The sequence below is a fragment of the Paracoccus sp. (in: a-proteobacteria) genome, from assembly GCF_030538495.1.
Lineage (GTDB): Bacteria > Pseudomonadota > Alphaproteobacteria > Rhodobacterales > Rhodobacteraceae > Paracoccus.
Window position 1 is genome coordinate 95,560 of the sequence record NZ_JAUNTW010000004.1, and the last position, 24,707, is coordinate 120,266.

The following is a 24,707-nucleotide window of genomic DNA, read 5'->3' on the forward strand; positions in this document are numbered from 1 at the left end:
GTTGCACCGCCGCGCGCGACCGCCTAACCTGTCGGTGAAGGAGAATACCATGCCCGTCAAAAACCGCTTTGCCGAATTGCTGCCCGAAATCACCGCGTGGCGGCGCGATTTTCACGAACACCCGGAATTGCTGTATGACGTGCATCGCACGGCGGGCCGGGTGGCGGCGCTGTTGCGGGAATTTGGCTGCGATGACGTGACCGAGGGTGTGGGCCAGACCGGCGTGGTCGGCGTCATCCGCGGGCGCACCGATACGCAGGGCCGCGTCATCGGCCTGCGCGCGGATATGGACGCGCTGCCGATCCATGAACAAACCGGCGTCGATTACGCATCGAAAACGCCGGGCAAAATGCACGCTTGCGGCCATGACGGGCATACGGCCATGCTGCTGGGGGCGGCGAAATATCTGGCCGAGACCCGCAACTTTGACGGCACCGCCGTGGTGATTTTCCAACCCGCCGAAGAAGGCGGCGGCGGCGGCAACGCCATGGTTCAGGATGGGCTGGTCAGCCGCTGGGGCATCCAGGAATTTTACGGGATGCACAATATGCCGGGGATGCCTGTGGGCAGTTTCTCGATCCGTCCCGGCGCGATGATGGCCGCCGCCGATCAGTTCGACATCATCGTGACCGGCAAAGGCGGCCACGCCGCCAAGCCGCATGACTGCATCGACACCACCCTGACCGCCGCTCAGATCATCGTCGCGCTGCAATCCATCGTGTCGCGCAACATCGACCCGCTGAAAAACGCGGTCGTGTCGGTTTGCGTCGTGTCCACCGATTCGACCGCGCATAACGTCATCCCGCAGGTCGTGCGCCTGAAAGGCACCGCCCGCAGTCTGGCGCCCGAGGTCCGCGACCAGTTGGAACAGGGCATCATCCGCGTGGCAACCAACGTCGCCGCCGCCATGGGCGCGACCGCTCAGGTCGATTATCAGCGCGGCTATCCCGTCACCGAAAACAACCCGCAGGCGACGGTCTGGGCCGCCGATGTGGCCCGCCAGATCAGCGGCGACGTGGATATGAACATGCAACCGATGATGGGCGGCGAAGATTTCAGCTATATGCTGAACGAACGCCCCGGTGCCTATATCTGGGTGGGCAATGGCGACAGCGCCATGGTGCATCACCCGGCCTATAACTTTAACGACGACGCCATCCCCGCCGGATCCAGCTGGTATGCGGGCATGATCGAAGCACGGATGCCTGCCGCATGACGAACGCCTTTACCTTGCGCGTGGCCTGCGCATCCACCCGTGGCATTGTCGCGGCGATTTCGACCTTTCTGGCCGATCACGATTGCAACATCACCGACAGCGCGCAATTCGATGATACCGAAACCGACCGCTTCTTTATGCGCGTCAGTTTCCGGTCCGAAGGCGGTGCCTCGCTGGACAGCCTGCGCGCTGATTTCGCGCCGGTTGCGGGGCGCTTTGCCATGGACGCGCAGATCACCGACGACGCGGTGAAGAAAAAAGTGCTGATCATGGTCAGCCGGTTCGGGCATTGCCTGAACGATCTGCTGTATCGCTGGCGCATCGGCGCGCTGCCGATTGATATTGTCGGCGTGGTGTCGAACCATCACGATTATCAGAAACTGGTCGTCAATCACGACATCCCGTTCCACATGATCCGCGTCACGCCCGACACCAAAGCACAGGCGGAATCGCAGCAAATGCAGATCATCCGTGACAGCGGCGCGGAACTGGTGGTGCTGGCGCGCTATATGCAGGTGCTGTCGGATCAGATGTGCCGCGACATGTCGGGGCGGATCATCAACATCCACCATTCGTTTCTGCCCAGTTTCAAGGGCGCAAACCCCTATAAGCAGGCCTATGAACGCGGGGTGAAACTGATTGGCGCGACATCGCATTACGTCACCGCCGATCTGGACGAAGGCCCGATCATCGAACAGGACACCGTGCGCGTGACCCATGCCCAAAGCCCCGGCGATTATGTCAGTCTGGGCCGCGACGTGGAATCGCAGGTGCTGGCCCGCGCGATCCACGCCCATATCCACGGGCGCGTGTTCCTGAACGGCGCGAAAACGGTGGTGTTCCCGCCGTCGCCCGGCAGCTATGCCAGCGAACGGATGGGGTGATGATGCGGAACGCGGTGTTTGGATGGGTTGCGCTGATGCTGGCCGGATGCGGCTGCAACGTGAATTTTCTGGACACCAGCGGCACCACCTCGGACGCCTGCACGGCGGGCATGGTCGCGGCGGCCATCGTGACCGCGCCGGTCATGCTGCCCATCGGTCTGGTGCAACAGGCCTTGGATGATTAGGGCCAGCACCTGAACGACAGGTCGCAGGGGGGCTTTGCGCCCCCCATCGCATTCTGCGATTCCCCCCGCAGGATATTTGCACACAGAAGATAGGGCGGGTCGGTGTTATCTTCTGTGCAAAAATATCCCGCGGGGTGAGACGGATCATGAAAAGGTCCAGTGGACCTTTTCCCTGTCGAACGCACGCCCCCGTGGGGCGGGCCGGGGGCGCGAAGCCCCCAGCCTTTGGGGGCAGGTCAGGCCACCAGAGCCTCGGCCCGTTTCAGATCCACGCTGACCAATTGGCTGACGCCCTGTTCCACCATCGTCACGCCGAACAGGCGATCCATGCGGGCCATGGTGACGGCGTGGTGGGTGATGATCAAAAACCGCGTATCCGTGCGGCGCGTCATTTCGTCCAGCAGGTCGCAGAAGCGGCTGACATTGGCGTCGTCCAGGGGGGCGTCCACTTCGTCCAGAACACAGATCGGGGCGGGGTTGGCCAAAAACACCGCAAAGATCAGCGCCATAGCGGTCAGCGTCTGTTCCCCGCCTGACAGCAGCGACAGCGTGGACAGGCGTTTTCCGGGGGGCTGGCACATGATTTCCAGACCCGCTTCCAGCGGGTCATCGGATTCGACCAGCACCAGACGCGCCTCGCCCCCGCCGAACAGAGTCGTGAACAGCGTGGTGAAATTGGCGTTCACCGTTTCAAACGCCGCCAGCAGGCGTTCGCGACCTTCGCGGTTCAGGCTGCCGATCCCGGCGCGCAATTTGCTGATCGCGGCTTCCAGATCGGCCTTTTCCGCCGCCAATTGGTTGCGTTCGGATTCCAGTTCTTTCTGGTCATCTTCGGCCCGCAGGTTGACCGCGCCCAGACCGTCGCGTTGTGTGCGCAGGCGGGCGATCTGATCTTCGATCGCGGGGATGGGCGTATCGGGGGGCGTGTCGCCCAACAGCGCCAGCAAATCCTGCGGGGTTTTGTCGGTTTCCTCGGCGATGCGGGCGCGGGCTGTGGCTTCGCTGTCCTGCGCCGCCTCGGCACGGGCATGGGCGGCGGCGCGGGCTTCGCGGGCGTCGGATGCGGCGCGTTCGCAGTCGCGTTCGGTATGGGCGGCGGCGCGGGCGGCGTCATCACCGGCGGCCAAGGCGTCGCGCGCATGGGTCAGCCGCGTTTCGGCCTGCGCCTGACGTTCGGCCAGATCGGCGCGGCGCTGCGCCAGCACCGCGGGTTGCGCCGACGCGCCCGCCAATTCGTCACGCGCCCCGTCGCGGCGCTGCACCAGTTCGGCAGCGCGGGTGCCGGCCTGTTGCAGACGCAGACGCCAGCCGGAATCCTCTTTCGCGATGTCTTGCAGGCGTTTCAGGCGGGCGTTGCCGTCGCGTTTCAATTCATCCAAGGCCGCGCGGCGGGTCAGGGTGGCGATGCGCGCGGCTTCGACCCCGGTGCGGGCATGTTCGACCGCCGCCGCCGCATCGCCCTGATCGGGCAGATCGGCCAGCACCTGTTCGGCATCCCCCAAACGCGCGCGCGCGTCCGAGGCATCGGCCTGATGCCGGGCCAGTTCGCCGCGCGCCGATTCCACCCGCGCCTGCGCCAGCGACAGATCCGATTCCGCCCGCGTCACCGCCCGCGCCGCATCCGACAGCGCGCGTTCCGCATCGCGCCGCGCATCGCGGGCGGATTTTTCGACCGCGCCCGCGTCAGACAGAACCGAACGCGCGTCGTCGTGATCATCGCGGGCGGCGTCGGCGCGGGCCTGCGCCGCGTCCGATTGCACGGTCAGATCGCGCAATTCGTTCACCTTTTGCAGATGCAGCGCGGCGGATGATGACGCATCGCCCGCCAGAACCCGCATCCCGTCCCAGCGGAACAGATCGCCTGCCGGAGTCACCAGCCGCTGACCGGGGCGCAGCGCGGATTGCGCCGCCGCTGCCGCGCCCGCATCGACCGCGACCCCGGTTTGCGACAGACGCCGCGCCAGAACATCGGGACCGCTGACATGCGGGGCCATGGGCTGCACCCCGTCGGGCAGGGGCTGGGCCGCGTCCCAATCGGGCAAGTCGTGCCAGCCGGTGCCGCCGTCCCGCGACAGACCCGCGCGCAGATCATCGCCCAATGCGGCACCAAAGGCCGCCTCATAGCCGCGCGCGACCTGCACCTGATCCAGCAGCGCATCGCCCCCCGATTGCCCGCGTTCGACCAGACGGCGCAGGGCGGTGATTTCGGCGGCCAAGGCTGCGGCCTCGCCTTCGGCGGATGCGCGGGCGGCGCGGGTCGTGGCTTCGTGCGATTCGGCGTCGGAACGGGCGGCTTCGGCGTCGGACAGGGCGTATTCCGCCGCCTCGACCCGTTCGCGGGCGGCGTCTTGGGCGGCTTCGGATTGATCCAAGGCCGTTTGCGCGGCGACCCCGGCGGCGGCGGCCTGATCGGCGGCGGCATTGGCCGCATCCGCCGCATGGGTGGCGCGGTCCATCATCGCGCGCAGATCGGAGGCCAGACGTTCGGCGGATTGATGGCGGGCGCCCAGACGCGCGGCTTCGTCCGTCAGTTCGGCCAGTCGCGCCTCGACCTCGCGCAGGGCGTCGGCGGCCTCATCCGCGGCGGCATTGGCGGCGTCCAGACGGTCATCATGGCCTGCGCCCGCGCGTTCCAGTTCGGCGCGTTCCCAAGCCAATTGTTCGACCACCTCACCCGCATCGCGGTTCAGCGCGTCTTCGCGGTCGATGTCGCGATCGAGCTGAGCGATCCGCGCGGTCAGGGCGGCAATCGCGGTCGCGGCGCGGGCTTCGGCGTCGTCCAGGGCCTCGGATTCCACCGTCACGCGCGACAGCAGGGCGGCGGCGATCTGTTCTTCTTCGCGCAGGGGGGGCAGTGCGTCGTCGGCGTCCTGACGGCGCGCGGTTGCGTCGCTGGCGGCGCGCCCCGCTTCGCCCGCCGCGCGGGTCGCCTGCGCCAAAGCGTCAGCGGCGGCGATCCGGGCGGCGTCAGCATCGGCCCAGCGGCGATACAGCAACACCCCTTCGGCCAGACGCAGCGCCGCGCCGATTTCGCGATACCGCGCCGCCGCCCGCGCCTGCCGCGCCAGACTGGCCGCCTGCGTCGTCAGCTGATCCAGCGTGTCATCCACCCGCGTCAGGTTATTTTCCGCGCCGTTCAGTTTCAGTTCGGCCTCGTGCCGGCGTTGATAGAGGCCGGAAATCCCCGCCGCCTCCTCCAGCACGCGGCGGCGGTTTTTCGGCTTGGCGTTGATCAATTCGCTGATCTGCCCCTGCCGGACCAAAGCGGGGCTGTGCGCACCGGTAGAGGCATCGGCAAACAGCATCTGCACATCGCGCGCCCGCACGTCTTTGCCCGCGATTTTATAGGCGCTGCCCGCGTCGCGCGTGATCCGGCGGGTGATGTCGAAATGATCGTCATCGTTGAACCCTGCGGGGGCCAGACGGTCGCGGTTATCGACGGTCAGCGACACTTCGGCATGGCCGCGCGCGGAACGGCGGCTGGTCCCGGCAAAAATCACATCCTCCATCCCGTCGCCGCGCATGGCGGTCGGGCGGTTTTCGCCCATGACCCACCGCAGCGCTTCGAGCAGATTGGATTTGCCGCAGCCATTGGGACCGACAACGCCGGTCAGCCCCTCGCGGATGATCAGATCCGTGGGGTCAACAAAGCTTTTAAATCCGTTCAGGCGCAGGCGGTCAAAACGCAAGGGGGCGGGGTCCACGATTCGGGCGGTCCGGCATTGTTTCCAGAACCACGCCCCAAGTCAACATATCGCGGCATATGGCCCAGTTATCCACAAAATACGGCTGGCCCCGGCGCACGGCCCCGCGTAACATGCGCGTATGATTGAATCGCTGGCCATTATCCTTGGATTTCAACTGATGGGCGAGATCGCCGCGCGCGGCCTGTCCCTGCCCTTGCCCGGTCCTGTGGTGGGGCTGGTGGCACTGGTCATCGCCTGCCTGATCCGGCCCGCACTGGCCGACCGCCTGCGCCCCACAACCACGGGGTTGCTGGCGCATCTGTCGCTGTTCTTTGTCCCGGCAGGCGTGGGGGTGGTGGCGCATTGGGATGTGCTGCGGACCCAAGGGGTTGGGCTGGCTGTCGCGCTGATCTTGTCCACAATGCTGGCGATTGCGGCGGGGGCATGGGCGTTCGTGTTGGTCGCCCGCTGGACGGGGGCGGGCGATGACTGACGCGGCGCTGATCTGGTCCTATCTGGCGCAGGAACCGCTGTTATGGCTGACCGCGACGCTGGCCGCCTATCTGGCGGGGCAGGCCGGGTTCCGCGCGTCGGGACGGCAAAGCTGGGCAAACCCGGTGCTGATCGCGGTGATGCTGCTGGCGGTGCTGCTATGGGTCAGTGGGACGGATTACCGCACCTATTTCCAAGGGGCGCAGTTCGTGCATTTCATGCTTGGCCCCGCGACGGTGGCACTGGCGCTGCCGCTCTATGACAATCTGCCGCGGGTGCGGCGGGCGTTCTGGCCGATGCTGGCGGCGCTGATCGTCGGGTCGGGCGTGGCGGTTCTGTCGGCACTGGCGATTGCGCGCGGCTTTGGCGTGGATACGCCGGTGCTGGCGGCACTGGCGCCGAAATCCACCACAGCCCCCGTCGCCATCGGCATTGCGGAAAAAATCGGCGGAGCGCCGACGCTGGCCGCTGTTCTGGTGCTGATCACGGGGATATTCGGCGCGATCATCGCCACGCCGCTGCTGAACACGCTGCGCATCCGCGACTGGCGCGCGCGGGGCTTTGCGGTCGGCGTCGCCGCCCACGGCATCGGCACCGCCCGCGCCTTTCAGGTCAACGAAACCGCCGGCGCGTTTGCGGGCATCGGTATGGGGCTGAATGCGGTTCTGACCGCCATCATCGCACCCGTGGCGTTGCGCCTGTTCGCGGGGTAGCTTTTCTTGAGTATTTATGCACAGAAGAAACCCCGGTCGCTTCTTCTGTGCATAAATACTCATATTCAACCGCGCGGCTGGGGGGGGGACGCCGCAGGTGGGGTGCCGCGCGGATATGTCCCCGCGCGGCCCTGTCGTCAGCTGCAGCCGCTGGTGCCGCCGCAGGTGTTGCACTTCATGCAGGTGCCGTTGCGGACCAGCGTATAGTTGCCACATTCGCCGCAGGGGTCGCCTTCGTAGCCTTGCATTTTGGCGCGACTGCGCAGGTCCATGGCGACGGTGGCGGTTGCGACCTGAACGGTTTCGGCAACCGTCGTGCTGTCGGTGTTCAGCATCATCAGATCCTGCGGCAGGCGTTTGCGCAGATACCCGGCGCTGCTGATTTGTTTCAGCATCGTCAGCGATTTCAGTTCCGCCTGTTCGGTGACCGCGCCGACATTGCGTGATCCTTCGGCCTCGCCGCCGCCCAGATCGTCGAACGACGCGCCTTGCGGTTTGACATGCGCCAGATCGGTGCGGTCCAGATAGGACACGGCCAGTTCGCGGAACACATAATCCAGAATGGATGTCGCGTTTTTGATGCTGTCATTGCCCTGCACCATCCCCGCCGGTTCAAAGCGGGTAAAGGTGAACGCGTCCACGAATTCTTCCAGCGGGACACCATATTGCAGGCCCACCGACACGGCGATCGCAAAGTTGTTCATCATGGCGCGGAAGCCCGCACCCTCTTTGTGCATGTCGATGAAGATTTCGCCCAGACTGCCGTTGTCATATTCGCCGGTGCGCAGATAGACCTTATGCCCGCCGATCACGGCTTTCTGAGTGTAACCCTTGCGCCGCTGCGGCAGTTTTTCGCGGTGACTGCGCACGGCCTCTTTGATGATGATTTTCTCGACGATTTTTTCCGCGATGACGGCGGCTTTTTCCTGCGGGCTGCCGGTTTCCAGCAGTTCCGCGGCGTCGTCGTCATCTTCGACCAGAGCGGCGGCCAGAGGCTGCGACAGCTTGGACCCGTCGCGATACAGCGCGTTCGCCTTGATCCCCAGCGACCATGACAGTTCATAGGCGGCCAAGGCGTCGGCAATGGTCGCGTCATTCGGCATGTTGATCGTTTTGCTGATCGCGCCCGAGATAAACGACTGCGCGGCGGCCATCATGCGGATATGGCTGTCCACCGACAAATACCGGGTGCCGCGCTTGCCGCAGGCATTGGCGCAGTCGAAAACCGCGTAATCGGCGGGGCGCAGATGGGGCGCGCCCTCCAGCGTCATGGTGCCGCACACATGGTCATTGGCCGCGTCAATCTGCGTCTTGGTGAATCCCAGATGCCGCAGCAGATCGAACGCCGGGTCGTTCAGTTTGTCCGCCGGGATGCCCAGCGTGCCTTTGCAGAAATCTTCGCCCAGCGTCCACTGGTTGAACACGAAGCGGATGTCAAAGGCCGAGGCCAGTGCCGCTTCGACCTTTTCGATCTCGGCCGGGCCAAAGCCGTGGCCAGCCAGCGCGGTGTGGTTGATGCCGGGGCAATTGCCGATGCTGCCGTGGCCGACCGCATAGGCGATGATTTCCTCGATCTGGGCCGAGCCATAGCCAAGCGCAGTCAGCGCCGCCGGAACCGACTGGTTGATGATCTTGAAGTAACCGCCGCCCGCCAGCTTTTTGAATTTCACCAGCGCAAAGTCGGGTTCGATGCCGGTGGTGTCGCAATCCATCACCAGACCGATGGTGCCGGTCGGCGCGATCACGGTTGCCTGCGCGTTGCGATAGCCGTGCGCCTGACCCAAGGTCAGCGCGTCGTCCCATGCGCTGCGGGCCAGATCGACCAGCCGCTGATCCGGGCAGTTCGCCGCGTCCAGCGCCACCGGGGCGACGTTGACGTCCTGATAATCGCCGCTGCCATGCGCCGCCGCGCGGTGGTTGCGGATCACCCGCAGCATGTGATCGGCGTTGCGGGCATAGCCGGGGAACGGGCCAAGCTCGCCCGCCATTTCGGCGCTGGTGGCATAGGATACGCCGGTCATGATCGCGGTCAGCGCCCCGCACAGCGCGCGGCCCTGATCGCTGTCATAGCCAAGGCCCATATTCATCAGCAAGCCACCGATATTGGCATAGCCAAGCCCAAGCGTGCGGTAATCATAGGACCGCTGCGCGATTTCCTTGGACGGGAATTGCGCCATCAGCACGCTGATTTCCAGCGTCACCGTCCACAGCCGCGTCGCGTGGATATAGCCGCCCGCATCGAACTGACCGTCATGCAGGAAGGTCAGCAGGTTCATCGAGGCAAGGTTGCAGGCGGTATCGTCAAGGAACATATATTCGCTGCACGGATTCGACCCGCGGATCGCGCCATCCTCCGGGCAGGTATGCCATGCGTTCACCGTGTCGTGGAACTGGATGCCGGGGTCGGCGCAAGCCCATGCGGCATGGCCGATCTGATCCCACAATTCACGGGCATTGACGGTCTTGGCGACCTTGCCATCGGTGCGGCGCAGCAATTCCCACGGCGCATCGTCACGCACAGCTTTCAGGAACGCATCCGTCACCCGAACCGAGTTGTTCGAGTTCTGCCCCGAAACGCTGATATAGGCCTCAGAGTCCCAATCCGTATCGTAGGTCGGGAACTCAATGGAATCAAACCCCTGCCGTGCATATTGCAGAACGCGGTTGATATAGGTTTCCGGGATCATCGCACGTTTCGCGGCACGGATCGCGGTTTTCAGCCCCGCGTTCTTTGCCGGGTCGGTGGCATCATCCATGCTGCCATCCCATTCACGGATCGCGGCAAAAATCTCGTTCAGCCGCGCCTCATGCATCTTGGAACCGGCGACCAGAGAGGCGACCTTTTGTTCCTCGATCACCTTCCAGTTGATGAAGGCTTCAATATCGGGGTGATCCATGTCGCAGATCACCATCTTGGCCGCGCGGCGGGTGGTGCCGCCCGATTTAATCGCGCCCGCTGCCCGGTCGCCGATCTTGAGGAACCCCATCAGCCCCGAGGATTTGCCACCGCCCGACAGCTTTTCCCCCTCGCCGCGCAAGGATGAAAAGTTGGTGCCGGTGCCGCTGCCGTATTTGAACAGACGCGCCTCGCGGACCCACAGATCCATGATCCCGCCCTCGTTCACCAGATCATCGCTGACCGACTGGATAAAGCAGGCGTGCGGCTGCGGGTGTTCATAGGCGCTGTCGGATTTGACCAGCTTGCCGGTCTTGTAATCGACATAGAAATGGCCCTGCGACGGCCCGTTGATCCCATAGGCCCAGTGCAGGCCGGTGTTGAACCATTGCGGGCTGTTCGGCGCGGCCATCTGACGGGCCAGCATAAACCGCATTTCGTCGTAATAGGCGCGGGCGTCGGATTCGGCGGTGAAATAACCACCCTTCCACCCCCAATAGGCCCACGCACCGGCCAGACGGTCAAACACCTGCCGCGCACTGGTTTCTCCGCCAAAGCGTGCGTTTTCCGGCAGTTGCGCCAGAGCGGCCTCATCGGGGACCGACCGCCACAGGAATTCGGGAACGCCCTTTTCCTTGACCCGTTTCAGGGCGGCGGGGATGCCCGCTTTGCGGAAATATTTCTGCGCGATCACGTCGCTTGCGACCTGAGACCAACCTTGCGGAACCTCGACCTGATCGTTGTGGAACACGATGCTGCCGTCAGGATTGCGGATTTCGCTGGTTGTGGTGGTAAAGGCGATGTCGCCATAAGCACCTGATTTGTCAGTCGTAAAGCGCCGTTCGATTTTCATGCCTGCCCCGTAAGCCGTTGTTTTCATTTTGCCGCCGCATCGCAAACCCGCGCGCTTGCCCCCCTGCGCATGGCAAAGGTTCCCCGCCTGCAATCGCAGCGGTTCAGGGTCGCGTGGGTGTTGCGGGCGATGCGTATGGCGTGTTTTTCGCCACAACATCTTGCGCCCGACATGGTTCATTCCACAAATTGCAGCGATCTTTTGCGCGGATCAACCGGTTTTTTTGCACCTTATGGGGCAGTTTTTCGTTGACATAACCGGATTGTCACATGTCCCGGATTCGTTCACAGGCGCGGGGCGAAATGGCGGCGCTTTGGCGCGGCGGCGGGATTTTTGCAATCTGGGCGGGGTCTTAGGCGCGGTTGTTCTGGGGTTATCCACAGGGTTATCCCCGTGTCATCCACCGGTCATCAACAGCGGTTGCCAAAAGGTCACAGCCGGCGGATTTCAGCGCAGCGGCGTGAGGATGTCACGGTCGGTCACAATCAGGTCCAGCGGCTGATCAAAGGCGTCGGTCGGCACGCGGGCCAGTTCCTGCACCGCCCAGGCCAGCCCAATCGCCACCACCGGCCCCGATTTTCGCAGCAATTCCAGCGTTCTGTCGTAATATCCGCCGCCATAGCCCAGCCGGTTGCCCGCCCGGTCAAAGCCGACCAGCGGCACAATCAGCACATCGGGGCGCAAGGCGGGCGCCGAATCATCGGGGTGCTGGGTGCCAAACGGTCCGGGCTGCAAGTCGCCGCCATCCCAAGCGCGAAAGATCAGCGGCACCGCGCGCCCGGTCACCACCGGCAGGCATAGCGGCCCGTTATGCACAGCCATGGCGGGGCAGGGGTCGGCTTCGCCCCGCATGGGCCAGTAACCGGCCAGAGCGCGCCCGTGATGGGGAGACAGCGCCGCGATTAGCCTTGTGGTTAACGCATCCGCATCGCCGCCCCTTTGCCGCGCGGCCAAGGCCCGCGCGCGCAGGTCGCGCTTCATAACAAAAACGCCGCCGCCAGCCCCAGAAAGGCCATGAATCCAATGACATCGGTCATCATGGTGACGAATGTCCCGGACGCAAGCGCGGGGTCCGCGCCCAATTTGTTCAGCGCCAGCGGCACCAGAATCCCGGCGATTGCGGCGACCAGCAGGTTGATGACCATGGCCGCGCCGATCACCGCCGACAGCCCCGCATCGCGGAACCACAGGAAGGTCACAATCGCCAGAATAATGCCGAAAATCACGCCATTGGTCAGGCCCACGATGGCCTCTCGACGGACCACGCGCAGGGTGTTGGATGACGTCAGATCGCGCGTGGCCAGACCGCGCACGGCGACGGTCAGCGTCTGCGTTCCGGCATTGCCGCCAATCGAGGCCACCACCGGCATCAGCACGGCAAGCGCGACCAGCTTTTCAATCGCGCCTTCGAAAATCGCAATCACGGCGGCGGCGGCAAGCGCGGTCGGGATATTGGTGGCCAGCCACGGCACCCGTTGGCGCACGGTCTGACCCACGCTGTCGGAAATGCTGGATTCATCGCCGACACCGGCCAGACGCAGAATGTCTTCTTCGTGTTCTTCGTCCAGAACGGCCATGGCGTCGTCAATGGTGATCACACCGACCAGCCGGTCGTCACCATCCACCACCGGCGCGGAAATCAGGTGATATTGGTTGAACACATAAGCGACATCCGATTCCTGCGCATAGGCGCTGATGGTGCGGAAACTGTCTTCGGTAATGTCGCGCAGCGTGGCGTCGCGGCGGGTGGACAGCAAACGGCCCAGCGTGACATAGCCGATGGGGTGGCGGCGCGGGTCCACCAGAATGATGTGATAGAACTGTTCGGGCAGCCAGTCTTCGTTGCGCAGAAAGTCGATGGTTTCGCCCACCGACCAATGTTCGGGGGCGGTCACGACCTCGGATTGCATCAGACGGCCGGCGGAATCTTCGGGATAGGACAGCGACTGCTGAACCGCCACGCGGTCGCTTTCGTCCAAAGCCGACAGGATTTCCTGACGTTCGGGTTCGTCCAGATCCTCGACCAGATCGACCACGTCGTCGCTGTCCATTTCGCGGACGGCCTCGGCCAGCACTTCGCGGGGCAGCTGTTCGATGACCTCTTCGCGGATGGCCTCGTTGATTTCGGTCAGGATTTCGCCGTCGATTTCGCCCGAATACAGCGCCACGAAGATGCGGCGTTTGACGGGGGGCAGGCGTTCGATAATGTCGGCCACGTCTGCGCCGTGCAGAGGTTCCAGCAGCGCGTCCAGACGTTCGGCGTCGCCGTCATCGACCGCTTCGTCGATCTGTTTCAGAAATTCGCGCGGCAATTGGTAATCGTCGCCGTCATGGTCGTGTTCGCCCGCGGCATTATGGGCCAGATCGTGGTGATCGTGGTGGTCTTCGGTCTGGCTCTTGTCGTCGGCCATGTTGCCCCCTGTGGTTCAGTCCGCGTTCAGCAGCGCCATGGCCGCCTGATGCAATTCGGGTGTGGCGGCGGCAATGACCTGCCCGCCGTCCAGTGCAGGTCCGCCCTGCCAATTCGTCACAATGCCACCCGCCGCCTGAATGACCGCAATCGGCGCGGCAATGTCATAGGATTGCAGCCCCGCCTCGATCACCAGATCGACCTGACCCAAGGCCAAGAGGGCATAGGCGTAACAATCCATCCCGTAACGGGTCAGCCGCACCTGATCGGCCACGCGGCGAAACGCGGCGGCTTCGGCCGGGGTGCCGATTTCGGGAAAGGTGGTCATCAAGGTGGCGTGCGACAGGTCCACCCCACGGCGCACGGCCAGATCGCGCACGCCGCCGGGATGGGTCAGGCGCGCCACGCCAAGCCCGCCCTGAAACCGTTCCCGCATATAGGGCTGGTCAATCACGCCATAGATCATCCCCTGATCGTCGCGCAGGCCGATCAGCACGCCCCAGCTGGGCGCGCCGCACAAAAACGCGCGCGTGCCGTCGATGGGGTCCAGAATCCAGGTCAGCCCGCTGGTGCCGGGGGTGTGGCCGTATTCTTCGCCAAAGATCGCATCATCAGGGCGCAGGCGGGCCAGAACGTCGCGCATGGCGCGTTCGGCGTCTCGGTCAGCCTGCGTCACGGGGTCGAAATCGGCGGGGCGTTTGTTGTCGGCGTCAATGCCGGTGCGAAACAGAGGCAGAATCGCGCGGCCTGCGGCGTCGGCCATGTCATGCGCGGCCCTGATAATATCGGCTGAGTGATCCATGCTATCCCCGCGCTGTTTTCGCCGGGTCTAACGCGGATTTTGCCGCAATACCAGCGTCGTGAACCACCGTCGCGGGACTGTCACGACGCAGGGTCAGGGGCAGGGCGGCCTGTCCGAAATCAGGCGGCGTCGGACAGAACGCGGGCCAGTTCAAAGATTTGGCGGCGTTGCGCGGCGGGCATCGCGTAATAGGCGCGGACCAGCTGCAGGGCCTCTTTGTCGTTCAGGATATCGCCTTCGACGGATTGGGCGTCGTCGTCCATGTCAATGCCATCAAAGAAAAACGACACCGGCACTTCGAGCGCGGCGGCAATGTCCCACAGGCGGGATGCGGAAACGCGGTTCATGCCGGTTTCGTATTTTTGAATCTGCTGAAATTTAATTCCAACTTTGTCGGCCAACTGCTGCTGGGTTACGCCAATCATCCAGCGGCGATGACGGATGCGCTTCCCGACATGTACATCTACGGTATGTTTCATTGCCTTACCTTGGCTACACTCATGCAATCTGTAATGGTGTTAGCGGTGCTGGTTGCAGTTTGCGAGTGTAAACAGCGTTAACAGGCCGAATTATGCCTAAAAAGACAGGGTGTAAGATGTCAATGTTGAACTATAATTTCAAAATAGGGCTAATCTGTGAACGAAAATTTTCCGCCTGAAAATTGGCAGGCGATCATACCTATACTTTGTCAGGTCGCCGAGGTGGTCGAATCGCCGGTTCCACAGCGGCAACCGGGGCATGTTCTGGTCCATATGCAGGCGGCGGCGCTGAATTTCGCCGACCTGCTGCAGGCCGAGGGAAAATACCAAGAGGCCCGCCCGACCCCCTTTGTTCCGGGGCTGGAGGGGGCCGGCGTTGTTATGGAAACCGCCCCCGGCTGCGATCTGGCCGTGGGCGACCGCGTGGCAGTGTGGTCGCCCGGCACGATGACGCGGGTGATGTCCGTGGCCGCCGATCGCTGCATCAAAATCCCGGACGGCATCAGCTTTGAACAGGCCGCCGGGTTCCAGATTGCCCATGGCACCAGCCATCTGGCGTTGACGGCGCGCGCCGCGCTGCGTTCGGGCGAAATCTTGGCGGTCTTGGGCGCGGCGGGCGGCGTCGGTCTGACGGCGGTTGAAATCGGCCGCGCCATGGGCGCGCGCGTTATCGGCATCGCGCGCGGGGCTGACAAAGTGCAGGCTGTTCGCGACGCAGGCGCGGATCATGTGATCGACAGTGCGGAATGTGACGATCTGAAAGCGGCACTGCGCGCCCTTGGCGGCGTTGATGTGGTCTATGACCCCGTGGGCGACGTGCCGGGGTTGCAGGCGTTCGGCGCGCTGAAACCCGGCGGGCGGCATCTGATCATCGGCTTTGCCGGGGGCAAACCGCCCGCGCTGCCGCTAAATCATGCTTTGGTTAAGAACATCGCGATCCACGGGTTTTACTGGGGGGCCTATCGCGACATGGACCGCGACGCGCTGTATGACAGCCTGCGCGAACTGTTCCAGATGGTTCAGGATGGCCGCCTGAACCCGCAGCCGGGCCATATCCTGCCCCTGGACCAGATCGCGCAGGGCTATGCGATGCTGCGCAATCGTAAATCCATTGGCAAGATCGTGATAACCATGTGACAAAGCCGTCAGAGACGGCAATCCGGCATTGAAAAACCGGGGCCGCGCACCGATATTGGACCCATCAAGACAGGGGCGCGCGCCCCATCACGACTACGAGGGGAATTATGGCAGATTTCAACACCTATCGCAGCGCCGCGCCGGGCGTCGGCACCCGGCAGGCGGTGATCGATCAGGGCCTGCGGGCCTATATGAACAAAGTGTATGGCCTGATGGCCGTTGGCATGGGCGTGACCGGCGCGGCCGCATATGGCACCGCAACCATGGCCATGTCGAACCCGGCGGTTGCGCAGACGCTGTATGGGTCGCCCCTGAAATGGGTGATCATGTTCGCGCCGCTGCTGGTCGTGTTCGGCTTTGGTGCCGCGATCAACCGGTTGTCGGTGCAGGGCGCAACGGCGGTGTTTTACGGCTTTGCCGCGCTGATGGGCCTGTCGATCAGTTCGATCTTTCTGGTCTATACCGGCATTTCGATCGTTCAGACGTTTCTGGTGACCGCGATTGCCTTTGCCGGCCTGTCGCTGTGGGGCTATACCACGAAAAAAGACATTTCGGGCTGGGGCAGCTTTTTGATCATGGGCGTGATCGGCCTGATCGTGGCGTCCATCGTGAACATTTTCCTGCAAAGCTCGGGGATGCAGTTTGCGATTTCGGTTCTGGGCGTGCTGATTTTCGCCGGTCTGACCGCCTATGACACGCAGAACATCAAAAACACCTATCTGCAAATGGCCGCAGGTGGTGCCGATCAGGATTTCCTGGGCAAATCCGCCATTATGGGCGCGCTGAGCCTGTATCTGAACTTCCTGAACATGTTCATGTTCCTGCTGCAATTCCTGGGCAACCGCGATTAATCGCCGCCCACGGAAAATGCCAAAGCCGGGCCACGCGCCCGGCTTTTTTCATGCGCGCCGTCATGAACAACCCCGGCGCGGGGCCGGGGCTCTGGATCAGAACGGGATTTCGTCGTCGTAATCGGCGCGGCTGCTGCCGCCGCCCTGCGATTGCCCGCCGCCCGACGGGCCACCACGGCTGTAATCGTCATAACCGCCGCCCTGATTGCCGCCGCCGTAACCGCCGCGATCACCGCCGCCGCCGTCGCCGCGACCATCCAGCATCACCAAGGTGCCGCCATAGGCACGCAGAACAACCTCGGTCGTGTAGCGGTCCTGACCGGATTGGTCTTGCCATTTGCGGGTTTCCAGCTGGCCTTCGATGTAAACCTTGCTGCCCTTTTTCAGATAGCGTTCCACGACATTCACCAGACCTTCGGACGTGATGGCAACGCTGTGCCATTCGGTCTTTTCGCGGCGTTCGCCGGTGTTGCGGTCTTTCCAGTTTTCCGACGTGGCGATGCGCAGATTGGCGACCTTACCCCCGTTCTGGAATGTGCGGATTTCCGGGTCGCGGCCCAGATTGCCGACCAGAATCACCTTGTTCACGCTGCCTGCCATTGGTCCGGCCCCCTTGCTGTCTTGTGTTGGCATGGGCTTACCCAGCCAAACCCCGACACGCAAGCGGATGATTGCCATTGCTGCGCCAATTGGCCCACGGAAATGCTGGCGAAACTGGCGTTATGATGTATAAGATCGGCCAAAGGGCAAAGACCCAACACAGGAATGAGGGTGCAAATGCGGATCGGTTTTGCAGGCAAAGCGGGGCTGTATGCGGTGCTGATCACTGCCTTGGCCGCGCCGGTGCAGGCGGATGGGCTGCGTCTTTCGGGCAGTTCGTCGAAATCACGGGCCGAGACATTCGCCCGCCAAACCCGCCTGATGGATTCGCGCATGGCGACGCAATATCAGGGATCGGCGCGGCTGCAACCGAATGCGGGCGCTGCGGCAGCGGTCACCGCGGCAGCCCCGGCGACCACGAATATTCCGCGTTACACGGGCCGGCGCACTGAATATCTGCCCCATGCCCGCGCGGCGGCACAACGCCACGGCATCCCCGAAGATCTGTTCCTGCGTCTGGTGCAACAGGAATCGGGCTGGAACCCGAACGCCCGGTCGCACAAAGGCGCCATGGGTCTGGCGCAGCTGATGCCGGGGACGGCGGCCAAACTGGGCGTGAACCCGAATGATCCGGTTCAGAACCTGAATGGTGGCGCGCGCTATCTGCGGATGATGTATAACCAATTCGGCAGCTGGCATCTGGCCCTTGCCGCCTATAACGCCGGTCCCGGCGCGGTCCAGAAACACAAAGGCATCCCGCCTTACCGCGAAACCCGAAATTACGTCCGCGTCATCTTGGGCGGCTAACGCCAAAAAAAACCAACAAAAAAGGGCGCACCGAAAACCCGGCGCGCCTTCTTTATATGCGGACGAAACCCCGCCCTATCTCTTGTGCCTAAATATCCCGGGGTGAGACGGATCAGAAAAAGGTCCAGTGGACCTTTTTCCGTCGAACGCCCGCCCCCGTGGGGCGGGCTGGGGGGCTGGCCCCCGGCCTATCCGACATAATCACACCTCTTCGATGCGCAATTCCACCGGGTCGTTGACCAGAACGCCGGTGCGGGGCAGGGCCTCGATGGCAAAATCAATCGCGTCGGGGGTGGTTTTGTGGGTCACGATCAGCACCGGCACGCTTTCGGGGCTGTGCTGGCCGTATTGGCGCATCCGGTCGATGGAAATACCGGCATCGCCCAACACCGTGGCGATTTTCGCCAAAGCGCCGGGTTTGTCCTGCAATTCCATACGGATATAGTATGCGGCGGGAACGGCGGTGCGGGCGGGTTGCGACGCGATCAGGCTGTCGGCGGGCTGGCCAAAGACCGGCAGACGGACGCCGCGCGCCACTTCGACCACGTCGGACAGGACGGCGCTTGCCGTGGGGCCTTCGCCCGCACCGGCGCCGCGCAGGACGATCTGGCCGACCTGATCGCCTTCGACCACGACCATATTCGTGCCGCCCGCCAATTGGCCCAGCGGGCTGTCGGCGGGGACCAGACAGGGCGACATGCGTTGTTCCAGGCCCCGCGCGGTCATTTGCGCGACGCCCAGCAATTTGATGCGATAACCCAGATCGGCGGCGCGGCGAATGTCGTCGATGCTGACGCGCTCGATCCCTTCGATTTCGACGGCATCGAAATTGACCTGCGTTCCGAACGCAATCGACGACAGGATCGCCAGCTTATGGCCCGCGTCGATGCCGCCCACATCCAGCGTCGGGTCAGCTTCAAGGTAACCCAACTGCCGCGCCTCTTCGAACACGTCGTCATAGGGCAGACCGGCGTTTTCCATCCGCGTCAGGATGTAATTACAGGTGCCGTTCATCACGCCCATAACGCGGTTAATCTGGTTCCCGGCCAGCGATTCGGTCATGGTCTTGATCACCGGGATGCCGCCCGCGACGGCGGCCTCGAACCGGATGACGCGGCCGTGCTGTTCCGCCAGCAGCGCCAGTTCCTGACCATGCATCGCCAGCAGGGCTTTGTTCGCGGTGATCACGTCTTTTCCGGCGCGCAGAGCGGCCTCGATGCTGTCTTTGGCAATGCCGTTATCGCCGCCGATCAGTTCGACATAGACATCAACCGCATCATCGGTTGCCACATCCATGGCGCTGTCCATCCAGCGATAGCCCGACAAATCCGCATCGCGGTTTTTCATTTTGTCGCGCGCGGTGATGGCGGTGATTTCGACCGGACGCCCCGACCGTTTCGCCACCAGATCGGCGTGTTTCTGAATGATCTTAACGACACCGATCCCAACGGTGCCAAGCCCGGCAATACCAAGGCGCAGGGGGGACGACATGACAGCCTCTTGTCTTATATCTGCTGGGTGTTAGCGCGGCGGGCGTCCGCTTGCAACGCGCAAACGCCGGTCAGGTGGCGTAACGGATGCGTTCTTCGACCACCTCGAACGGAACGGCGGGTTCGTCCTTGGCCGCGCGGATGACCAGAGACGTTTTCACGCTGGCCACATTCGGGGCGGATGTCAGGTGGTTGGTCAAAAACCGCTGAAATCCCGACAAATCCGGCGCCACGCATTTCAGGATAAAGTCAATCTCGCCGTTCAGCATGTGACATTCGCGGACCAGAGGCCAGCCTGCGACCAATTCTTCGAACGCGGACAGGTCGCGTTCGGATTGCGAAGCCAGCCGGACCATGGCAAAGACCTGCACCTCGAACCCCAATTCGCGGGCGTTCACGTCGGCGTGGTATCCGCGGATGAATCCCAATTCCTCAAGCACGCGGACGCGGCGCAGGCAGGGGGGGGCGGAAATGCCGACACGGCGCGCCAATTCCACATTGGTCATGCGTCCGTCGGCCTGCAATTCGGCCAAGATTTTGCGGTCGATGTCGTCCAGTTTCGCGCCGGCCATGCTGCTCTTTCACGGGTTTTCGTTTATTTATCGGAAACTACAATGCGAACGCCAAATGCGCAACAATATTTCTGTTGTCGCGCGCGCGTTGCACAAGACGGGGTGGGGCATTACCTAGGCCCCAAACCAAAAGGGGCGCAAGATGACGGAACATGTAAAACTGCTGATCATTGGGTCGGGGCCTGCGGGCTATACGGCGGCGGTCTATGCGTCGCGGGCGATGCTGAACCCCATGCTGATTCAGGGGATGCAGCCCGGCGGCCAGCTGACCATCACGACCGAGGTTGAAAACTGGCCCGGTGAAACGGAAATCCAAGGCCCCGAATTGATGGTCAAGATGGAGGCGCACGCCCGCGCCATGGGGGCCGATATTGTCACCGATATGGTCACCCGTCTGGATCTGGGGCAGCGTCCCTTTGTCGCCGAATGTGACAGCGGGCGCGTGGTGACGGCGGATGCGGTGATTCTGGCGACCGGCGCACAGGCTCGCTGGCTGGGTCTGCCGTCGGAAGAAAAGTTCAAAGGCTTCGGCGTCAGCGCCTGCGCGACTTGTGACGGGTTTTTCTATCGCGGGCGTGATGTGATCGTCGTGGGCGGCGGGAACACGGCGGTCGAAGAGGCCCTGTTCCTGACCCGATTCGCGTCCAAAGTCACGCTGGTTCACCGCCGCGACAGCCTGCGCGCGGAAAAGATCCTGCAAAAGCGGCTTTTGGAAAACCCCAAGGTTCAGGTGATCTGGGATCACGAACTGGCCGAGGTGACGGGAACCGACGCCCCCCTTGGCGTCACCGGCGCAACGCTGCGGTCCACGAAGGACGGCAGCACGCAGGCCATTGCGGCGGATGGGGTGTTCATCGCGATTGGCCACGCCCCGGCCAGCGAATTGGTGCAGGGTCAGTTGGAATTGCACAATGGCGGCTATGTCCGGGTGGAACCGGGCAGCACGCGGACTTCGGTTCCGGGCGTGTTTGCGGCGGGCGATCTGACCGATCATGTCTATCGTCAGGCGGTGACCAGTGCCGGAATGGGCTGCATGGCGGCATTGGACGCAGAACATTATCTGGCCGCATTGGACGACTGAACGAAAAACGCCCCGCGTTAAGCGGGGCGTTTGGTGTGGCGTTACCGAGGCCCGCCGGACCGTTTGCGCTGCGGCAATTCGCCGGAATGTTCAAACGCGCCCGACGGGTATTTGTCGCGTTCGGTTTCCGCCAAGGCTTTCTTGCCGGGGTCGGCGTCCGGGTCGGACGGATGCAGGGGGCTGCCATCCTCCATCATCGGGTTTGATTCGGCGTTTTCGTCCTTCAGCGCCATGGCTTTTTCGGCCAGCTCTTTTTGCGTCACTTCGTCCTCGGCGTCCTCGGCCGCGCTGTCGCATTCGGTGCCGCGGCTGTCGCGTTCGGCGCGCGCGCGTTCCAGGGCTTCGTTCAGAAAGCTGTGTTTCGACATCGTGCCGGCATTGCCCTGATCGTTGCGGCTTTGACGGTTGCCGATGTCACGCGCGCGGTTGCGGCGGTCGCGCAGGCGGGAAATCAGATCCGACAATTCACGATCCGACAGATTGGACAGCGCCGGGTTGCGCGCCTGATCGGCCAGTTCCAGTTCGTCACGCGACAGGGCGCGGCGTTCATCGGCACTGGCGGGGGCGTGGTGTTGGGTCATGATCGTTCTCCGTTATTTTTTGTTCAACGCGGGGGGCGGACGCGGGTTCCATGGGCAGCGCGCTGCGTTATGGCGAAAAAGCGCCGTTAACCGTTTTCCCCAACTTGCATAACGCGGCAGGGGGCGTTATTCCGCGCCGGGAAGACGCTGGGCCATGATCGCCGCAGCGCAGATATCAACGTGAAATCAAGGCTGAAACCATGACCCATCCGAATCAAACGCCGATTCCCGAACTGTATGTATCCCCCGAAACCGCCGACGCGCTGAAGCATGAGGCCGGGAATCTGCAAAGCTGGGATCTGACCCCGCGCCAGATTTGCGATCTGGAATTGCTGATGAATGGCGGGTTCAACCCGCTGAAAGGGTTCCTGAGCCAGGCCGATTATGACGGCGTGGTCAACGACATGCGCCTGTCGGATGGGTCGCTGTGGCCGATGCCGATCACGCTGGATGTCAGCGAAAAATTCGCCGACGGTCTGGAACCCGGCACCGATATCGCCCTGCGCGACCAAGAGGGCGTGATTCTGGCCATCATGTCGGTGACCGACAAATGGACCCCGAACAAAGCGCATGAGGCGGAAAAGGTCTTCGGCGCCGACGATCTGGCGCATCCGGCGGTGAATTACCTGCACAACGTCGCGGGTCCGGTGTATCTGGGCGGCCCGATCAAGGGCTTGCAGGCACCCACGCATTACGATTTCCGCGCCCGCCGCGAAACGCCGAACGAACTGCGCGCGTTCTTCAAAAAGATGAACTGGCACCGCGTGGTGGCGTTCCAGACCCGCAACCCGCTGCACCGCGCGCATCAGGAACTGACCTTCCGCGCGGCACGCGAAGCGCAGGCCAACCTGATGATTCACCCCGTTGTCGGCATGACCAAACCGGGCGATGTGGACCATTTTACCCGCGTTCGCTGTTACGAGGCCGTTCTGGACAAATACCCGGCGGCAACCACGCATCTGTCGCTGCTGAATCTGGCGATGCGCATGGCTGGCCCGCGCGAAGCCGTCTGGCACGGCCTGATCCGCCGCAACCACGGCGTGACGCATTTCATCGTTGGCCGCGACCATGCCGGCCCCGGCAAAAACAGCGCGGGTCAGGATTTTTACGGCCCCTATGACGCGCAGGAACTGTTCAAGAAACATCAGGACGAAATCGGCGTCGAGATGGTGGACTTTAAGCACATGGTCTATGTGCAGGAAAAGGCCAGCTATTTCCCGGCGAACGAAATCCCCGAAGGCAGCACCGTTCTGGACATCAGCGGCACCGAACTGCGCCGCCGCCTGCGCGAAGGTCTGGACATCCCCGAATGGTTCAGCTTCCCCGAGGTGGTGACCCAGTTGCGCCGCACCTCGCCCCCGCGCGCAAAACAGGGCTTTACCGTGTTCTTCACCGGCCTGTCGGGCAGCGGCAAATCAACCATTGCGAACGCGCTGATGGTCAAGCTGATGGAAATGGGCGGCCGTCCCGTGACCTTGCTGGATGGCGACGTGGTGCGCAAACATCTGTCGTCGGAACTGGGCTTCAGCAAAGAACACCGCGACATCAACATCAAACGCATTGGTTTCGTGGCGTCGGAAATTACGAAAAACGGCGGCATCGCGATCTGTGCGCCGATTGCGCCCTATACCGCGACCCGCCGCGCCGTGCGTGAGATGGTCGAATCCGGCGGCGCCTTTGTCGAGGTTCACGTCGCCACCCCGATCGAGGAATGTGAACGCCGCGACCGCAAGGGTCTGTATAAGCTGGCCCGCGAAGGCAAGATCAAGGAATTCACCGGCATTTCCGACCCCTACGAAGAACCGACCAACCCGGAACTGCGCGTTGACACCACCGACATCGACGTGGACAGCGCCGCGCAGGAAGTCCTGCTGAAACTGGAAGGTATGGGCCTGATCGGTCTGAACTGACACTAAAAAAACCGGCCCCCATGCGGGGCCGGTTTCGTTTAATGCACGCTGACCGGGGCCAGTTCGTTCTGGCGCGCCAGCATGAATGCCATCTGCCGGTCCAGCACCAAGGCCAGACGTTCGCCATCCGTGTCATGAACGGCATAGAGCGTTTCCACCCCGTCCAATTGATCGCGCAGATCCTGCGGCAAGGTTTTGGCCGCGACTTTGCGGACGTAAACGGTGGGCAGACCCGGAGGGTCGGCAAAGTTAAACTTGGTTTCCATATCTGATCCCCTAATTTCGGCTGATCGGGATGGTCTGAACGACGTGTTCGGGGCGGCTGCGGATCAGGTCGATATGCAGCAAGCCGTTTTCCAATTGCGCGGCCTGAACCTGCACCCCATCGGCCAACACAAAGCTGCGCTGAAACGCGCGCGATGCGATGCCCCGGTGCAGGAAAACGCGCCCCTCATCGGGGTCTGCGATTTTGCCGCGGATGACCAGCGCACGATCTTCGGTCGTGATGGTCAGATCGCTTTCCGCAAAACCGGCCACGGCCAGCGTGATGCGGAACCCATCGGGCGCGTGGTGTTCGATGTTATAGGGCGGGTAACCGTCCCCTTTCGCGGCGCGTTCGGCCAACCGCTCTAACTGATCGAAACCCAGCAGATAGGGATGCGATCCCAGCGTTATTTTCGTCATGTTCAGCCCTTTGCGACAGCGACTGTTTCCATACGGCCCCATTATGGCGGCCCTTGTCTTTCGATATGGGCGTCCAACCCCCGGGAAACAAGGGATAATGCAGATGGCAGTTAACAGGCGGGTTTTGCTGCGCTATAACGGCGGGAAATGATTTGATGACGGTCCGCCATGCAGCATATGACCCATGACGAAATTCTGCGCACCAAGCTGGCGGCGTTGCGGGCCGAACATCGCGAATTGGACAACACCATCACCGCGATGCATCAGGAACAGCGCATCCATTCCCTGACCCTGCAACGCCTGAAACGGCAAAAGCTGGCGTTAAAGGACCAGATCACCCGGCTGGAAGACGAGATCACCCCCGACATCATCGCCTGA

At 63.0% G+C, this 24,707-nt stretch carries 23 protein-coding genes; 11 read left to right on the forward strand and 12 right to left on the reverse strand.

Features of this window, described 5'->3' with window-relative positions:
• The first annotated feature begins 49 nt into the window (after nt 1–49).
• Genes Q4G20_RS04920 through Q4G20_RS04930 form a run of 3 tightly spaced genes read left to right on the forward strand, consistent with a single transcriptional unit; the run spans nt 50 to nt 2,285 of the window.
• The gene (locus Q4G20_RS04920; protein ID WP_303342266.1) at nt 50–1,216 is read left to right on the forward strand and encodes a M20 aminoacylase family protein; all 1,167 of its coding nucleotides are present in this window, start codon (nt 50–52) and stop codon (nt 1,214–1,216) included.
• Nucleotides 1,213–2,100, forward strand: coding sequence for a formyltetrahydrofolate deformylase (gene purU, locus Q4G20_RS04925; RefSeq protein ID WP_303342267.1), 888 nt, complete (start codon nt 1,213–1,215; stop codon nt 2,098–2,100). Before Q4G20_RS04920 ends, purU begins: the two co-directional genes overlap by 4 nt.
• Nucleotides 2,100–2,285 carry a hypothetical protein gene (locus tag Q4G20_RS04930; RefSeq protein WP_303342268.1) on the forward strand — a complete coding sequence of 62 codons (186 nt, stop codon included), beginning with the start codon at nt 2,100–2,102 and terminating at the stop codon, nt 2,283–2,285. Before purU ends, Q4G20_RS04930 begins: the two co-directional genes overlap by 1 nt.
• A 236-nt stretch (nt 2,286–2,521) precedes the next feature.
• Here Q4G20_RS04930 and Q4G20_RS04935 read toward each other — a convergent pair whose 3' ends face one another.
• A complete protein-coding gene (locus Q4G20_RS04935; protein WP_303342426.1) occupies nt 2,522–5,974 on the reverse strand; it encodes a chromosome segregation SMC family protein in 3,453 nt (1,150 codons plus the stop codon).
• A 136-nt stretch (nt 5,975–6,110) separates the two neighbouring features.
• Between Q4G20_RS04935 and Q4G20_RS04940 the strand changes: the two genes are divergently transcribed.
• Nucleotides 6,111–6,464: a CidA/LrgA family protein gene (locus Q4G20_RS04940; RefSeq protein WP_303342269.1), complete on the forward strand. Its 354-nt coding sequence runs from the start codon at nt 6,111–6,113 to the stop codon at nt 6,462–6,464.
• Nucleotides 6,457–7,176, forward strand: coding sequence for an LrgB family protein (locus tag Q4G20_RS04945; RefSeq protein ID WP_303342270.1), 720 nt, complete (start codon nt 6,457–6,459; stop codon nt 7,174–7,176). Before Q4G20_RS04940 ends, Q4G20_RS04945 begins: the two co-directional genes overlap by 8 nt.
• A 137-nt stretch (nt 7,177–7,313) precedes the next feature.
• Here the strand turns inward: Q4G20_RS04945 and Q4G20_RS04950 are convergent, their stop codons facing one another.
• The 5 genes from Q4G20_RS04950 to Q4G20_RS04970 form a co-directional block, all read right to left on the reverse strand.
• Nucleotides 7,314–10,925, reverse strand: a complete 3,612-nt coding sequence (locus Q4G20_RS04950) for a vitamin B12-dependent ribonucleotide reductase (RefSeq protein WP_303342271.1) — start codon at nt 10,923–10,925, stop codon at nt 7,314–7,316.
• Nucleotides 10,926–11,372: 447 nt separating this feature from the next.
• The gene (locus Q4G20_RS04955; protein ID WP_303342272.1) at nt 11,373–11,906 is read right to left on the reverse strand and encodes a 5-formyltetrahydrofolate cyclo-ligase; all 534 of its coding nucleotides are present in this window, start codon (nt 11,904–11,906) and stop codon (nt 11,373–11,375) included.
• Complete coding sequence (gene mgtE, locus Q4G20_RS04960; RefSeq protein ID WP_303342273.1) at nt 11,903–13,336, reverse strand: magnesium transporter; 1,434 nt, start codon at nt 13,334–13,336, stop codon at nt 11,903–11,905. Before mgtE ends, Q4G20_RS04955 begins: the two co-directional genes overlap by 4 nt.
• A 15-nt stretch (nt 13,337–13,351) precedes the next feature.
• Nucleotides 13,352–14,137, reverse strand: a complete 786-nt coding sequence (gene hisN / locus Q4G20_RS04965) for a histidinol-phosphatase (RefSeq protein WP_303342274.1) — start codon at nt 14,135–14,137, stop codon at nt 13,352–13,354.
• A 119-nt stretch (nt 14,138–14,256) separates the two neighbouring features.
• Nucleotides 14,257–14,616 (reverse strand): helix-turn-helix domain-containing protein, encoded by a 360-nt coding sequence (locus Q4G20_RS04970; RefSeq protein ID WP_303342275.1) that lies wholly within the window; start codon nt 14,614–14,616, stop codon nt 14,257–14,259.
• 156 nt (nt 14,617–14,772) lie between these two features.
• Here Q4G20_RS04970 and Q4G20_RS04975 point away from each other — a divergent pair, with 156 nt between their 5' ends.
• Both Q4G20_RS04975 and Q4G20_RS04980 read left to right on the forward strand, forming a co-directional pair.
• Complete coding sequence (locus tag Q4G20_RS04975) at nt 14,773–15,753, forward strand: NADPH:quinone oxidoreductase family protein (RefSeq protein WP_303342276.1); 981 nt, start codon at nt 14,773–14,775, stop codon at nt 15,751–15,753.
• 107 nt (nt 15,754–15,860) lie between these two features.
• A complete protein-coding gene (locus Q4G20_RS04980; protein ID WP_303342277.1) occupies nt 15,861–16,604 on the forward strand; it encodes a Bax inhibitor-1/YccA family protein in 744 nt (247 codons plus the stop codon).
• 96 nt (nt 16,605–16,700) lie between these two features.
• Here the strand turns inward: Q4G20_RS04980 and ssb are convergent, their stop codons facing one another.
• Nucleotides 16,701–17,204, reverse strand: coding sequence for a single-stranded DNA-binding protein (gene ssb / locus Q4G20_RS04985; RefSeq protein WP_303342278.1), 504 nt, complete (start codon nt 17,202–17,204; stop codon nt 16,701–16,703).
• Nucleotides 17,205–17,381: 177 nt separating this feature from the next.
• On the opposite strand from ssb, the gene Q4G20_RS04990 reads away from it, so the two are divergent.
• Nucleotides 17,382–18,011, forward strand: a complete 630-nt coding sequence (locus Q4G20_RS04990; protein WP_303342279.1) for a lytic transglycosylase domain-containing protein — start codon at nt 17,382–17,384, stop codon at nt 18,009–18,011.
• Nucleotides 18,012–18,212: 201 nt separating this feature from the next.
• Here Q4G20_RS04990 and Q4G20_RS04995 read toward each other — a convergent pair whose 3' ends face one another.
• Both Q4G20_RS04995 and Q4G20_RS05000 read right to left on the reverse strand, forming a co-directional pair.
• Complete coding sequence (locus tag Q4G20_RS04995) at nt 18,213–19,502, reverse strand: homoserine dehydrogenase (RefSeq protein WP_303342280.1); 1,290 nt, start codon at nt 19,500–19,502, stop codon at nt 18,213–18,215.
• A 70-nt stretch (nt 19,503–19,572) separates the two neighbouring features.
• Nucleotides 19,573–20,073, reverse strand: a complete 501-nt coding sequence (locus Q4G20_RS05000) for an Lrp/AsnC family transcriptional regulator (protein ID WP_303342281.1) — start codon at nt 20,071–20,073, stop codon at nt 19,573–19,575.
• Nucleotides 20,074–20,215: 142 nt separating this feature from the next.
• On the opposite strand from Q4G20_RS05000, the gene trxB reads away from it, so the two are divergent.
• The gene (gene trxB / locus Q4G20_RS05005) at nt 20,216–21,154 is read left to right on the forward strand and encodes a thioredoxin-disulfide reductase (RefSeq protein ID WP_303342282.1); all 939 of its coding nucleotides are present in this window, start codon (nt 20,216–20,218) and stop codon (nt 21,152–21,154) included.
• Between the two features lie 41 nt (nt 21,155–21,195).
• Here the strand turns inward: trxB and Q4G20_RS05010 are convergent, their stop codons facing one another.
• Nucleotides 21,196–21,735: a hypothetical protein gene (locus tag Q4G20_RS05010; protein WP_303342283.1), complete on the reverse strand. Its 540-nt coding sequence runs from the start codon at nt 21,733–21,735 to the stop codon at nt 21,196–21,198.
• Nucleotides 21,736–21,935: 200 nt separating this feature from the next.
• On the opposite strand from Q4G20_RS05010, the gene Q4G20_RS05015 reads away from it, so the two are divergent.
• Nucleotides 21,936–23,645: a bifunctional sulfate adenylyltransferase/adenylylsulfate kinase gene (locus Q4G20_RS05015; RefSeq protein ID WP_303342284.1), complete on the forward strand. Its 1,710-nt coding sequence runs from the start codon at nt 21,936–21,938 to the stop codon at nt 23,643–23,645.
• 38 nt (nt 23,646–23,683) lie between these two features.
• Here the strand turns inward: Q4G20_RS05015 and Q4G20_RS05020 are convergent, their stop codons facing one another.
• Entirely contained in the window at nt 23,684–23,911 is a 228-nt protein-coding gene (locus Q4G20_RS05020; RefSeq protein WP_303342285.1) for a DUF1150 family protein, read from the reverse strand.
• 10 nt (nt 23,912–23,921) lie between these two features.
• Complete coding sequence (locus Q4G20_RS05025) at nt 23,922–24,329, reverse strand: Hsp20 family protein (RefSeq protein WP_303342286.1); 408 nt, start codon at nt 24,327–24,329, stop codon at nt 23,922–23,924.
• A 168-nt stretch (nt 24,330–24,497) separates the two neighbouring features.
• Here Q4G20_RS05025 and Q4G20_RS05030 point away from each other — a divergent pair, with 168 nt between their 5' ends.
• The gene (locus tag Q4G20_RS05030) at nt 24,498–24,707 is read left to right on the forward strand and encodes a YdcH family protein (protein WP_303342287.1); all 210 of its coding nucleotides are present in this window, start codon (nt 24,498–24,500) and stop codon (nt 24,705–24,707) included.